Below are 12,972 nucleotides of genomic sequence, written 5' to 3' on the forward strand. Positions count from 1 at the left end.
TTTTATTTTTACAACCCCATTTTAAAAGGGTTTAAAATATTATTAGGATCAAGGGCTTTTTTAATATTCCTAAAAAGCTCCATTTCACTATCATTAAACGCTAAAGGCATGAATTTTGCCTTAGACAAGCCTATGCCATGCTCCCCGCTTAAAGTCCCCTCTAAATTAATAGCGGCTTGAAAAATCTCTTCCATAGCCTTATGGCCTTTTTCTAAATCTTTTTTAGGATCTTCTAACATGATATTCACATGCACATTGCCATCGCCTGTATGGCCAAAGCAAGGGATTTTAAAACCGTATTTTTGGCTGATTTTAGCGACTTCTTGTAACAAACTAGGCAAACTCGCCCTAGGAACGGTAACATCTTCATTCAACTTTTTTTTACCATAAACGCTAATACTTTGGGAAGCGTTACGCCTTGAAAACCATAAATCCTGCTCTTCTTGTTCGTTTTGAGCCACTTTAAAACCAACGCAACCATTGGCTTTAAAATGCTTTTCTATCTCATTGAGTTGCCATGCAATCTGCTCTTTAACTACGCCATCTACTTGAGTGATGAGTATCGCTCCAGCGTCTTTGGGCAAGCCTTTAGAAAACCTCTCTTCAACCGCTTTAATACTCAAATTATCCAAAAATTCCATCGCCACAGGCGTAACACCGCTACTCATTGTTTTATAAACAGCGTTCATGGCGTCTTCAATATGATTAAAAACCCCCATCGCGCTTTGTTTTAGGGGCGGTTTGGCTAAAAGCTTTAGAGTGATCTCAGAAATCACGCCCAAACACCCCTCACTAGCGATCATAAGCCCTGCAACATTAAAGCCTGCGACATCCTTAATCGTTTTTTTACCTGCCCTTATCACTTCGCCATTGGCTAAAACCACCCTTAAAGCCATGACATAATCTTTAGTGATGCCGTATTTGGCCGCACGCATGCCACCGGCATTTTCAGCGACATTCCCCCCTAAAGTGCTTTGATTCTCACTCGCTGGATCTGGGGGGTAGAATAAGTTTAATTTTTCCACTTCGTTTTGGAAATGCTTGTTAATCACACCCGGTTCTACTCTAGCGATTAGATTTTTAGTGTCAATCTCTAAAATTTTGTCCAAATACTTTTCTACGCTTAAAACTAGCCCCCCACTCACGCTCAACGCTCCCCCTGTAAAACCGCTCCCAGCCCCCCTAGGCACAACGATAAGGCGATGCTCGTTGCAATATTTTAAAATTTGGCTGATTTCTTGCTCGTTTTTAGGGAAAATCACGCCGCTAGGCAAATGCCTTTCTTTGGTAGCGTCATAACAATAAGCGTTCAAATGCGCTAAATCAGTGAAGAAATCCTCTTCCCCTACTAAATTTTTAAAATATTTAAGGTGTCGCTTCTCTAACATGGTCTACTTCTTATTGGACTCTAAAGCCTTTCTTCTTTCCTCAAGTTCTGCTTCATCTTTTTCTTGATGTTCTCTCGCTCTTTGTTCAAATTCTCTCGCCCTTTGTTCGGCTTTGGCTTTTTTCCTTTCATCTTTCAAATTGGACTCTAAAGCCTTTCTTCTTTCTTCAAGTTCTGCTTCATCTTTTTCTTGATGTTCTCTCGCTCTTTGTTCAAATTCTCTCGCCCTTTGTTCGGCTTTGGCTTTTTTCCTTTCATCTTTCAAGCGGCGCCTTTCTTCTGTGGCATCAAGCTTTTTCTCTGCTTTTTGGTAGTTTTTCTCTTCTAAAGTGGGAGCGTTTTTACTTTCTTGCGTGCCTTTTGGAGAGATGTTATTTTCTTTGATGCTTTGTTGGGTAGCGTTTTCTGTGTTTTGATTGGCTTTTTTAGGCTCTTTGTGAGAGGGTTTAATGGCTTCTTGCTTGATTTCTTGCTTATTTTCTCTAGCATCAACTTTTTCTTCTCTCTTTTCAATCCTTACTTCTTTTCGTTTTTCTTTTTTCACTAAAGCGTCATAGTAAGCGAAGTAATTTCTAGATTTACTGCCTGAAAAGAGTTTCCCTAGCGTGCCTGCATCAATGCCCTCAACTCTAGAAAAAAACGGCGTGGAAGTTTTAGTCACACCGCTTGTATCCAACGCTCTTTTTTCCAAAATCTCAAAGCTCTCGCAATTCAAAATATTGAGCGTGTTAGTGGTCACTAAATAAATCACCCCTACGCTATAAATATTGCACGCTTTTCTCAAATTCGCCATTTTAGGATCAAAGCCATTCAAAAAAGTCACCAACAAATCGGAGCTAATGAAATTAATATCCGTATTTGCCGCCTTGATTTGCTCATAAATTGCATCATTGGGGGCGATCAAAAACGCTTGGTTATTGAATTGCCTAAAATAGACTAAATCGCCTTTTTTAGCGATGATCCTTGGGGTGGGTAAATGGCTTTGTTTTATGGAGTCAAACGCCTTAAATCTCGCTGTTGCGACGCCATTTTCAACAGCGATAATAATCACTTCAGAGTTGATAACTTCATAATCTGAAAGTTTTGTCACCACAAAACCAAACTCCCCCACTTTCAAATCATGGGCAGGAAAACGAATGATTTTTCTGGGTAAATCTACAAAATCCACGCTCACTCTTAAGGGTTCTTGCCAAGAGGCTGATTGCAAGCTTATAAAACTAGCTAAAAAAAGTCCTATCAAACGCCTTAACATACAATTCCTTTTAAACATTTTTAGTATTTTTAAAATTTTTTAGATGCCATAAAATGGCCAAAGACAATCCGGTGGTTTTAGCGTATTGAAAATCCGCTATAAAATCAAGGGCTTTTGATCTTTTTAAAAACAACACTTCAATCTTTTCTGCATCAATCCCCCCACCTTTTGAAACCCTCAAACTCTCGTGCACTTCAGCGTAATAAATGGTTTGCAAACTCCCGCTTAACCCAGTCGCGCTATAAAACTGGCCTATTTTTTCTAAATTTTTAGGGCTAATTTCATAACCGCATTCTTCTAACACTTCTTCGCAAGCGATTTCTTCTAAACTCTTATTGGCTTTATCCACAAGCCCTGCACACAATTCATGCGTGTATCCGTCAATCTCATGCTTAAAATGAAAATGGCGTGCATAAATGGCCGGGCGAAATTGCTTCACAATCACAAAACAATCGGATTCTTTTTCATAAAGCAAAATAGCCACGCTGTCTAAAGATTTGATAATATCCCATGATTTTTCTATATTCTCTTCATTATAATGCATGCGTTTTAATTCTATATAATGAGAGCCAGAACAAGGCTCTAAAGACACGCTAGCATAATGGATCAAAGATTGTTGGCTGGGAATATTTTTAAAATAAGACATTAAAAGCCCTCTAAAAGATAAAATGGATTTGTTTCAAAAGAATGGGTTTTAAAAAGTTCTTCTAATTTTTGTTTAGATCGTCTGGCTTTTTCTAAAAAAACCTCTCTTTGTTTGCCGTATAACTTGCTTTTAGCGGTGCGAATATAGTCTAAAGGATTAATGGGGCGAGAGTTTTTATACACGCCAAAATGCAAATGCGGTCCGGTGCTAAAACCTGTACTCCCCACTCTACCTATAATTTGCCCTTTTTTAACGAACGATCCTTTTTTCAACCCTTTAGCAAACGAGCTCATATGAGCATACACCAAGCGCAATTCATTCAAATGGATTTCAACCACTTTCCCATAACCTCCCTTAACCCCTATAAAACTCACACGACCCTCTGAAGCAGAATAAATCAAACTGCCATGTTTAGCCGCATAATCCACGCCATAATGAGGCCGTCGGACTTTTAAAATAGGGTGGTATCTCCCATATGAAAAAGGCGAAGAAATGCGGGTGTATTTCACTGGGGTTTCTAGTAAAAACCCTGCCACTTCTTGCGCTTTAGAGTCATAATAGCGTCCGTTTGAATGGGAAAAAAGATAGTATTGGTTAGAGCGAGAGCCAATCATCGCCATTTTAATAGTTGGCTGGCCAAACGCTTGCCCCACGCGATAATCCCTTGTATAAACGATAGCGATTTTATCGTTTCTCACCAATCGTTTAAAAGGCACGCTTTTTTTATATGCGTTCATCAATTGGTTGGCTAAAAGGGGGTCTTTAGTGGCTTTGACAATATCTTGATAAGGTGAAGTTTGCAACGAAAGAAGGAGGGTTTTTTCTTTACGAGTGAAGATAATGGGGATAAAATTTAAAAAATAATCCTCCCCTTTTTTGTAAATATGGATTTGCAAATCCTGGCTTACGGGGATAAGGGCTTGAATGAGCGTGTTATTGGCGTCTCTTAAGGTGTAATAAGTCACATTGCTTTGAATGTCAGCGCTCAATTCTTTATCTTGTGAGCTCAAATTGTAATAGAGTTTTTGCGAGATATGGTTTTTTTCCAAAAACCCTAACAGCGTGAGCTTATCCCACACAAGCCTTTCGCCCATTAAGGGGTTAAGCGTTTGCGTTTTTACCTCATCGGCTTTTAAAAACACCCCATAAGATAAATGGGATAAAAAAGCAATCACTAAAAAATAGATAAAATTTAAAATAATTTTCTTATGAAAAAATACCATGCAGTTACTTAATGCCTTCAATCAAATCTGTATTCTATTAGTATAACATAAGCCATTAAAGAAAAACCATACAAGTTTAAAGTGCGATTTAGTTTGTTTGGGATTGGCGATTAATTATTCTATAATAAAATTTTAGGAAATTCAGTTTAAAGATATTAAAAATGCGATACGCCTTAAGAAAAAGATTTTTCAAACGCCTTATATTGGTTGTTTCTACTTTTTGCACAATCAACTTGCATGCAAAAAGCTATTTGTTTTCCCCTTTGCCCCCAGCAAACCAGCAAGTTGTCAAAACAGAGCCCTGCTCTTTAGAGTGTTTGAAAGACTTGATGGTGCAAAATCAAATCTTTTCTTTTGTGTCTCAATACGATCATAACAATCAAGATGAAAGCCTTAAAACCTACTACAAAGACATCTTAAATAAACTCAACCCCATCCTTATCGCTTCTCAAATCCAGCCTAAAGAAAGCTATGAGCCTGAGATTGAATTAGCGGTTTTATTGCCTAAAAAGGTCGTGGGTCGTTATGCAATTTCGGTGATGAACACCCTTTTAGCGTATTTGAACACCAAAAACAATAATTTTAATATCCAAGTCTTTGACAGCGATGAAGAAACCCCTAAAAAACTAGATCAAACTTATAAAGAAATTGAAAAAGAAAAATTCCCTTTTGTGATAGCTTTATTGACTAAAGAGGGCGTGGAAAATTTGCTCCAAAACACCATTATTAGCATCCCTACTTATGTGCCCACCGTGAATAAAACGCAATTAGAAAACAATATCAAGCTTCCTTTAAACGAGCGCTTGTATTTTGGGGGGATTGATTATAAAGAGCAATTAAGCATGCTCACGGCTTTTATCAGCCCTAATTCGCCCGTGATTGAATACGATGATGATGGTTTAATAGGCGAACGCTTAAAACAAATCACAGAGTCTTTAAACATTGAGATCAAACACCAAGAAAATATCTCTTACAAACAAGCCACGAGCTTTTCTAAAAATTTTAAAAAAGATGATACTTTTTTTAAAGATTCTACCTTGATTTTAAACACCCCTACGATTAAAAGCGGTCTGATTCTTTCTCAAATAGGGCTTTTAAAAGAAAGACCCATTAAAATCCTTTCGGTGCAAATCAATTTCAACCCTTCTTTACTCTTGCTCACCCAGCCTAAAGACCGAAAAGGTTTATTCATTGTCAATGCCTTACAAAATAGCGATGAAACGCTTATAGAATACGCCTCCTTATTGGAGAGCGATTTAAAGCATGACTGGGTGAATTATTCCAGTGCGATAGGGCTAGAGATGTTTTTAAACATATTAGATCCGCATTTTAAAAAGTCTTTTCAAGAGAGTTTAGAAGACAATCAAGTCCATTACACCAATCAAATTTATCAGGCTTTAGGGTATTCTTTTGAATTGATGCAAACCAACAAAGAATAAGATCTTAATATTTTCATTTTTAATGATTTTTTAAGAAAGATAGACTATTATGCGAGTGGGAAATTAGAAAGGATCGATGCGGTGTTAAGATTTCAAAAATTATCCTTATTCACACTCCCTATTCTTTATATTCAAAGCCCTTTACTGGCTTTTGATTATAAGTTTAGTGGGGTAGCGGAATCTTTTTCTAAAGTCGGATTTAACCACTCCAAACTCAATTCTAAAGAGGGGATTTTCCCTACTGCCACCTTTGTGACCGCTACAATCAAACTTCAAGTGGATTCTAACCTACTCCCTAAAAACATTGAAAAACACAGCTTAAAAATAGGCGTTGGGGGGATTTTAGGAGGGCTTGCATACGATTCTACCAAAACCCTAATTGATCAAGCCACCCATCAAGTCTATGGCTCAGAAATTTATAACTATATAGGGCGTTGGTGGGGGTTTTTAGGCAACGCTCCTTGGAAAAATTCTCGCCTAGAAAGCAACGCCCACACGCGCAATTATGTATTATATAACTCTTATTTGTTCTATTCTTATGGCGATAAATTCCAGCTCAAACTAGGGCGTTACCTTTCTAACATGGATTTTATGAGCTCCTATACGCAAGGCTTTGAAGTGGATTATAAGATCCATTCTAAAGTGGCATTAAAATGGTTTAGCTCTTTTGGGCGCGCTTTAGCTTTTGGGCAATGGATACGAGATTGGTATGCCCCTATTGTGACTGAAGATGACAGAAAAGAAGTTGATGATGGTATCCATGCTGTGCAACTTGATTTTTTTAGCCAATATGTTCAAGTCACGCCCTTTTTTTATTTTTCACCCAAGACTTACGAAGCGCCCGGGCTTAAAATCCACATTGATAGCAACCAAAAGTTTAAAGGTTTAGGGTTGCGGGCTCAAACCCTTTTTAATGTGATTTTCCCCATTTATGCTAAAGATTTATACGATGTGTATTGGCGCAATTCTAAGATTGGCAAATGGGCTTCATCGTTTCTCATCCATCAGCGCTTTGATTACAACGAGTTTAATTTTGGCTTTGGCTATTATCAAAATTTTGGCAACGCTAACGCAAAGATTGGTTGGTATGGTAACCCCCTCCCTATTAACATAAGAAATAATAGCGTTTATGGTGGGATTTTCAGTAACGCCATCGCACCTGATTCTTTGAGTGGGTATGTTTTTGGTGGGGGCGTGTATAGGGGGTTTTTATGGGGGATTTTAGGGAGATACACTTATTCTACGAGAGCGAGCGAAACAACACTCAATTTGAACTTGGGCTATAAATGGAATTCTTTTTTTAATATTGATGTGAATTTAGAATACTATGTAGTGAGCATGCATGCTGGCTATAAAACCAACAACCTCACTAGCCCCTTTAATCAAGCCTTTAAAGCGAACACGCAAGATAGGAGCAATCTCATGGTGAGTTTGAAATTCTTTTTTTAAACCCTATCAATTAGGTTTGTTGGAATTGAGCCATTGTTTTTGGAGATTAATAGACTTTCTCAATTCAGTTTCTAGTTGGTCTAAAATATCCTTTAAGGGCTTAACATCAATCAAGTCGTCTTGTTTGTAAAGATCCAATTGTTTGTCAATTTGCAAAGCGACTTCTAGTGCGTCTTGTGGATCAACCGGATTGCCTAAAGCCTTTTTAATCGCTTCGCCAATTTCTATTGTTTCAGAGCCTTGATGATCTTTTAATTCAGGGTTGTTTTTTTTGTCTTTGGGTTTAGGCTCTAAAATCAAGCGTAAATGCTTGATTTTTTCATGCAAATCGTTAAACTCTTTAATGTAATCCGCATTACGCCCCCTGTCCACTGCCTTTTCTAAAAGCTTATCGCTCAAGCTCACTAACGCATCGCTTAATTTCACGCTATTGGCTTGGGCTTGTGTCAATTCACCAATATCAATCGCTGCTAAAACACTGACAAAATAAAAGGGCAACGCCCACTTTCTAAAATGAGAGAAAAACTTCTGCATTTACCTTCCTTACTTTTTATTTGGTGGAGCTGTGGGGAATCGAACCCCAGTCCAAAAATCTTGTCCTAAACACAAACTTCTACATGCTTAGAAAATTGATTAGCTTTTTAGCCTTAAAACTAGCTTTGGTCCAACTTTCTAAAACCTTAAGATAGTTTCAAGAGTTCTTTATCTTAGTTTAAAAGGCGAACCACCTTTTAAAAGCGTCTAGCTTAAGGTTATGGAGTGATTAAAACGCTAGAAATTCTAATCAGTCCAGCTCCAAAAGGAGATTAACTCACGCAACTTTAGCGTAAGCCGGAGCGTAATCTGTGTTGTTTACAGTTATTTTTGTTGCTGTTTTACAAGTAGCACTTGGCATGCATCTGCACGACAAGAAATCTGTCGAAATCCAAAATCAGCCCCATAATTTTTAAATGCTTGATATTCTAGATCATTTTGACTAACAAAGAGTAATGAAAAGTTAAAATCATTGGCGCACAATATCAATATTTTCATCTTTAGGCTTAAAGACAAAGATTTCAATAGCGATTTTAGGGTTAATTTCTACTTGAGAAAAAGTGATCGTGACTAGATTATTCACTTCGTCTTTAAATTCCAACGAAAAAGGTTTGCTGTCTTTAAAAACCAAACGATAAATGGTTTTATTGATAATCGTTTTAAAAGAGCCATCAGCTTGCTTTTTTAATTGCTTGAGAATGGTAAAAAAATCTGTCTTGTCTTTCAAGGGCGTGATCGTGGCTTGAAATAAATTAGGCTCATAAATCACTACTTCTTTATCGTTCATATAAATTTCTTTTTTTAAGGGTTTTTCATAAACCCATAAAGCCAGATTAGGGGCTTTAGCCTTTAAAACCCCATAATAAACTAAGGGCTTTTCATTTTTTAAAACCTGTTTGAAATGTGCACTAAAACTTTGCAAATTATGCAAAACCTCTTCTTCTTTAGAAAGCGTCAAAGGATTTTTAGCATGAGCGACGCTTATAAAAATTAAAACCATCAAAATCTTTAAAAAAGCTTTCATTATAGTAAAACCTTAAAATAATATCCTATTCCAATAAAACCCTTTATTTTACAAGACTTTTATTTTATCCATGCTAAAATGGAGCTAAAAACTGACGCTTTATGATTAAAGCACTCTTAAAGGTTATCACAACGATGATAAAAGCAATAATTGGGAAAATCATTGGCACTAGAAACGATCGCTGGATCAAACAATACAAAAAAAAAGTCCTAGCTATCAATACCTTAGAGCCTACTTATGAAAAAATGAGCGATACTGAGCTTCAAAACGCTTTTGAAGAGTTAAAAAAGCGTGTGCGATCGGTGGAAAAAGATTTGCAAGAAAAAACCCTTTTAGAAGTCTTACCAGAAAGTTTTGCCATCACTAGAGAAGCGAGCAAAAGAGTCTTAAACATGCGCCATTTTGATGTGCAACTCATTGGGGGCATGGTCTTAAACGATGGCAAAATCGCTGAAATGAAAACTGGCGAGGGAAAAACTTTAGTCGCTACTTTAGCGGTGGCTTTAAATGCGATAAAAGGCGAAAGCGTGTATGTGGTAACCGTTAATGATTACCTAGCGCATAGGGACTCTAAAGAAATGGAGCCTTTGTATCATTTCTTAGGTTATAGCGTAGGCACAATCACAGCGAGCGTGCGAGATGATGATGAGCGATTAGAAATTTATTCTAAAGACATTGTTTATGGCACTAATAATGAATTTGGCTTTGATTATCTAAGGGATAACATGAAATATTCTTTAGAGCATAAGGTGCAAAAATCCCATGCGTTTGCCATTGTTGATGAGGTGGATTCTATTTTAATTGATGAAGCAAGAACCCCCTTAATCATTTCAGGGCCTGTGAATAGGCGCATGGAAAATTACAACAAGGCTGATGAAGTCGCTAAGAGCATGCAAGTGGAAGTGGATTTCACGATTGATGAAAAAAACCGCGCGATTTTGATCACTGAAGAGGGGATTAAAAAAGCGGAAAATCTTTTTGGAGTGGATAATTTATACAAGATTGAAAACGCCACCTTATCGCACCATTTAGATCAAGCCTTGAAAGCGAATTATCTCTTTTTTATTGATAAAGATTATATTGTAGCTAATAATGAAGTGGTGATTGTGGATGAATTTACCGGTCGTTTGTCTGAAGGGAGGCGATTTAGTGAGGGCTTGCATCAAGCTTTAGAGGCTAAAGAGGGCGTGAGCATTAAAGAAGAGAGCCAGACTTTAGCGGATATTACTTTCCAAAATTATTTCAGGATGTTTTCTAAACTTTCTGGCATGACAGGCACGGCTCAAACCGAAGCCACAGAATTTTTAGAAATTTATAATTTAGAAGTGGTGTCTATCCCCACTAATTTAGCGATCAAACGAAAAGATTTGAACGATTTAATCTATAAGAGTGAAAAAGAAAAATTTGATGCTGTGATCCTTAAGATTAAAGAACTACACGATAAAGGTCAGCCCGTTTTAGTTGGCACAGCTAGCATTGAAAAGAGTGAAACCTTACACGCTTTACTCAAAAAAGAGCGTATCCCTCACACCGTTTTAAACGCTAAACAACACACCAAAGAAGCTGAAATCATCAAAGACGCCGGGCTTAAGGGGGCGGTTACGATTGCGACCAACATGGCCGGAAGGGGCGTTGATATTAAACTCACTGATGAGATTAAAGAGCTTGGGGGGCTGTATATCATTGGCACTGAAAGGCATGAAAGCCGTAGGATTGACAACCAACTAAGAGGGCGAAGCGGGAGGCAGGGTGATCCGGGAGTGAGCCAGTTTTATTTGAGTTTAGAAGATAATTTGTTGCGTATTTTTGGGAGCGATAGGATTAAGGGGGTGATGGAAAAATTAGGGCTCAAAGATGGCGAACACATTGAATCCAAGCTTGTAACAAGAGCGGTGGAAAACGCACAAAAAAAAGTGGAGAGCTTGCATTTTGAAAGCCGTAAGCATTTGTTAGAATACGATGATGTCGCCAATGAGCAACGGAAAAGCGTGTACAAGTTTAGAGATGAATTGTTAGATGTCAATTACGATATTAGCGTTAAAATCGCTGAAAATAGGGAATATGCGCTCAATCAAATCTTTTCTAAACTCAAAGCTTTTGACAATCAAAACTTATCTAAAGAGGAACTTTTAGGGCTTAAAAACATCTTAAAAGAAGATTTTAACACCAACATTGAGTTAGAAAATTTAGAACAAGCCGATTCTATTGAAAATTTTGTAGCCGAAAAGCTCAAAAACGATTATGAAAACAAAATGAAAGCTTTGGATAGCGAACAAAGAAGTCGGATTGAACGCATTGTGTATTTGCAGATTTTAGATAACGCATGGCGAGAGCACCTTTATACGATGGATAATCTCAAAACCGGTATTAATTTAAGAGGCTATAACCAAAAAGACCCTCTCGTAGAATACAAAAAAGAGAGTTACAACCTTTTCTTGGAGCTTATTGAAGACATTAAAGTGGAAGCGATCAAAACCTTTTCTAAGATTCAGTTTGAAAATGAGCAAGATTCTAGCGATGCAGAGCGTTATTTGGATAACTTTAGCGAAGAAAGAGAGCATGAAAGCGTAACCTACCGCCATGAAGAGGCTTTAGATGAAGACTTGAATGCAGCCATAAAAGTTTTTTCTAAAACCCCTAAAAGAAACGAGCCTTGCCCTTGCGGGAGCGGTAAAAAATATAAAGATTGTTGCGCTAAAAGTGGGCCTAAAAAGGGCTTGTTTGCCAAATAGATCCTTAATTTTTTTCCTTATCAAGCGTTATTTGCGTTTTGATAAAAGCCAACCTTTTATTAGCATCACCGCTTTGTTAGCTTTCTTTGGCGTGGCTGTTGGCGTGATGGTTTTAATTGTAGCTATGGCGATCATGAATGGCATGAGTAAGGAATTTGAAAAAAAGCTTTTTGTGATGAATTACCCCTTAACGCTTTATACCACAAGCCCTTATGGGATTAGCGAAGGAGTGGTTCAAATCTTAGAAAAAGAGTTCCCTAATTTGCTTTTTAGCCCCTATTTGCAAACCCAAAGTTTGATTAAAAGCGTGCATTCTATGAATGGTGGGGTTGTGTTTGGGGTTGATTTTTCTAAAGAAAGACGCATTAATGCAGTTTTAAACGACGCTTTAAAAAATATTGATGAAAAAGATCTCATCAAAAACCCTTTTAGTTTGATTGTGGGAAAAAGCTTGAGATATAGCTTGAATTTGGATCTCAACCAAAAAGCCGACTTGTTTTTTACTGAATTAGAGCCCACAGGTCTAACCCTCTCCCCTATTATGAAACGCTTTATCATCAAAGGCGATTTTGATTCAGGATTAAGATCGTATGATATGAGCTACATGTATGCAAGCCTTCAAGCCGTAAGCGCGATCAGGAGATTGCCTTTAGGACTTTATGATGGGGTGCATGTCTATTCTAAAACGCCTATGAAAGATATTGAAAATTTACGCAACGCTCTCAAAACCATCAACCACCATGGCATAGGGATTGAAGGATGGTGGCAACAAAATGGGAATTTTTTCTCGGCGATGCAGTTAGAAAAAAGAGCGTTATTCATTGTGCTCATGCTCATTATTTTAATGGCATCTTTAAATATTATTAGCTCGCTTTTAATGGTGGTGATGAACAGGCGTAAAGAAATCGCTCTACTCTTTAGCATGGGAAGCAGTAAGCAAGAAGTTCAAAAAACCTTCTTTTATTTGGGTAATATCATTGGTTTAGGCGGCGTGAGCCTTGGGGTGGTTTTAGCGTTTGTGAGCATGTATGTTTTGAGCGTGTTCCCTATTATCTCGCTCCCAGAAGATGTTTATGGTATCAATACCTTGCCTTTAGATTTATCTTTAATAGATTTTCTCCTCACTTTAATAGGCTCTATTATCATCGTAGCCCTTTCTTCTTATTACCCATCCAAAAAAGCTTCTAGTATTGATGCTTTAAGCGTGTTGAGGAATGAATAAAAGGCTTTGTTTAATGGAGTGTTTTAAAAATGCTAAAGGCATTTTTTAAAGGTTAATGCCAAAG

General features: G+C 37.5%; 10 protein-coding genes and 1 other RNA gene. 4 read left to right on the top strand and 7 right to left on the bottom strand.

Going from position 1 to position 12,972, the window contains the following annotated elements; all coding sequences use genetic code 11:
* Nucleotides 1-8: 8 nt before the first annotated feature.
* From glcD to csd3, 4 genes are read right to left on the bottom strand one after another with little or no spacing between them, the layout of a single operon-like run.
* On the bottom strand, nucleotides 9-1,388 hold the full coding sequence (gene glcD, locus DYI00_RS02810) for a glycolate oxidase subunit GlcD (RefSeq protein WP_011577788.1): 1,380 nt from the start codon (nucleotides 1,386-1,388) through the stop codon (nucleotides 9-11).
* A gap of 3 nt (nucleotides 1,389-1,391) precedes the next feature.
* On the bottom strand, nucleotides 1,392-2,639 hold the full coding sequence (locus tag DYI00_RS02815) for a plasminogen-binding N-terminal domain-containing protein (RefSeq protein WP_011577789.1): 1,248 nt from the start codon (nucleotides 2,637-2,639) through the stop codon (nucleotides 1,392-1,394).
* A gap of 10 nt (nucleotides 2,640-2,649) precedes the next feature.
* On the bottom strand, nucleotides 2,650-3,285 hold the full coding sequence (locus DYI00_RS02820) for an NUDIX hydrolase (protein WP_011577790.1): 636 nt from the start codon (nucleotides 3,283-3,285) through the stop codon (nucleotides 2,650-2,652).
* Complete coding sequence (csd3, locus tag DYI00_RS02825) at nucleotides 3,285-4,508, bottom strand: peptidoglycan DD-metalloendopeptidase Csd3 (RefSeq protein WP_011577791.1); 1,224 nt, start codon at nucleotides 4,506-4,508, stop codon at nucleotides 3,285-3,287. The genes DYI00_RS02820 and csd3 overlap by 1 nt, the downstream gene beginning before the upstream one ends.
* 161 nt (nucleotides 4,509-4,669) lie before the next feature.
* Here csd3 and DYI00_RS02830 point away from each other — a divergent pair, with 161 nt between their 5' ends.
* Together DYI00_RS02830 and DYI00_RS02835 are read left to right on the top strand one after the other, a co-directional pair.
* Nucleotides 4,670-5,947, top strand: a complete 1,278-nt coding sequence (locus DYI00_RS02830) for a DDE transposase (RefSeq protein ID WP_011577792.1) — start codon at nucleotides 4,670-4,672, stop codon at nucleotides 5,945-5,947.
* 81 nt (nucleotides 5,948-6,028) lie between these two features.
* Entirely contained in the window at nucleotides 6,029-7,396 is a 1,368-nt protein-coding gene (locus DYI00_RS02835; RefSeq protein ID WP_104709271.1) for an outer membrane family protein, read from the top strand.
* A gap of 6 nt (nucleotides 7,397-7,402) precedes the next feature.
* Here the strand turns inward: DYI00_RS02835 and DYI00_RS02840 are convergent, their stop codons facing one another.
* The 3 genes from DYI00_RS02840 to lolA form a co-directional block, all read right to left on the bottom strand.
* Complete coding sequence (locus DYI00_RS02840) at nucleotides 7,403-7,930, bottom strand: hypothetical protein (protein ID WP_011577794.1); 528 nt, start codon at nucleotides 7,928-7,930, stop codon at nucleotides 7,403-7,405.
* 21 nt (nucleotides 7,931-7,951) lie between these two features.
* Nucleotides 7,952-8,335, bottom strand: a transfer-messenger RNA (tmRNA) gene (ssrA, locus tag DYI00_RS02845).
* A gap of 64 nt (nucleotides 8,336-8,399) precedes the next feature.
* A complete protein-coding gene (gene lolA / locus DYI00_RS02850) occupies nucleotides 8,400-8,954 on the bottom strand; it encodes a LolA-like outer membrane lipoprotein chaperone (RefSeq protein ID WP_104709270.1) in 555 nt (184 codons plus the stop codon).
* A 134-nt stretch (nucleotides 8,955-9,088) separates the two neighbouring features.
* On the opposite strand from lolA, the gene secA reads away from it, so the two are divergent.
* The gene (secA, locus tag DYI00_RS02855; protein WP_104709276.1) at nucleotides 9,089-11,686 is read left to right on the top strand and encodes a preprotein translocase subunit SecA; all 2,598 of its coding nucleotides are present in this window, start codon (nucleotides 9,089-9,091) and stop codon (nucleotides 11,684-11,686) included.
* On the top strand, nucleotides 11,676-12,908 hold the full coding sequence (locus tag DYI00_RS02860) for an FtsX-like permease family protein (protein WP_011577797.1): 1,233 nt from the start codon (nucleotides 11,676-11,678) through the stop codon (nucleotides 12,906-12,908). The genes secA and DYI00_RS02860 overlap by 11 nt, the downstream gene beginning before the upstream one ends.
* The last annotated feature ends 64 nt before the right edge of the window (nucleotides 12,909-12,972 follow it).

It is taken from the genome of Helicobacter acinonychis (assembly GCF_900461455.1).
GTDB classification, from domain to species: Bacteria; Campylobacterota; Campylobacteria; order Campylobacterales; family Helicobacteraceae; genus Helicobacter; species Helicobacter acinonychis.

Excerpts from the sequence above, each read along its gene's own strand:
- DYI00_RS02815 (WP_011577789.1), bottom strand. The coding sequence starts at position 2,639 with ATGTTAAGGCGTTTGATAGGACTTTTTTTAGCTAGTTTTATAAGCTTG.
- DYI00_RS02830 (WP_011577792.1), top strand. The coding sequence starts at position 4,670 with ATGCGATACGCCTTAAGAAAAAGATTTTTCAAACGCCTTATATTGGTT.
- DYI00_RS02820 (WP_011577790.1), bottom strand. The coding sequence starts at position 3,285 with ATGTCTTATTTTAAAAATATTCCCAGCCAACAATCTTTGATCCATTAT.
- glcD (WP_011577788.1), bottom strand. The coding sequence starts at position 1,388 with ATGTTAGAGAAGCGACACCTTAAATATTTTAAAAATTTAGTAGGGGAA.
- lolA (WP_104709270.1), bottom strand. The coding sequence starts at position 8,954 with ATGAAAGCTTTTTTAAAGATTTTGATGGTTTTAATTTTTATAAGCGTC.
- csd3 (WP_011577791.1), bottom strand. The coding sequence starts at position 4,508 with ATGGTATTTTTTCATAAGAAAATTATTTTAAATTTTATCTATTTTTTA.
- DYI00_RS02840 (WP_011577794.1), bottom strand. The coding sequence starts at position 7,930 with ATGCAGAAGTTTTTCTCTCATTTTAGAAAGTGGGCGTTGCCCTTTTAT.
- secA (WP_104709276.1), top strand. The coding sequence starts at position 9,089 with ATGATAAAAGCAATAATTGGGAAAATCATTGGCACTAGAAACGATCGC.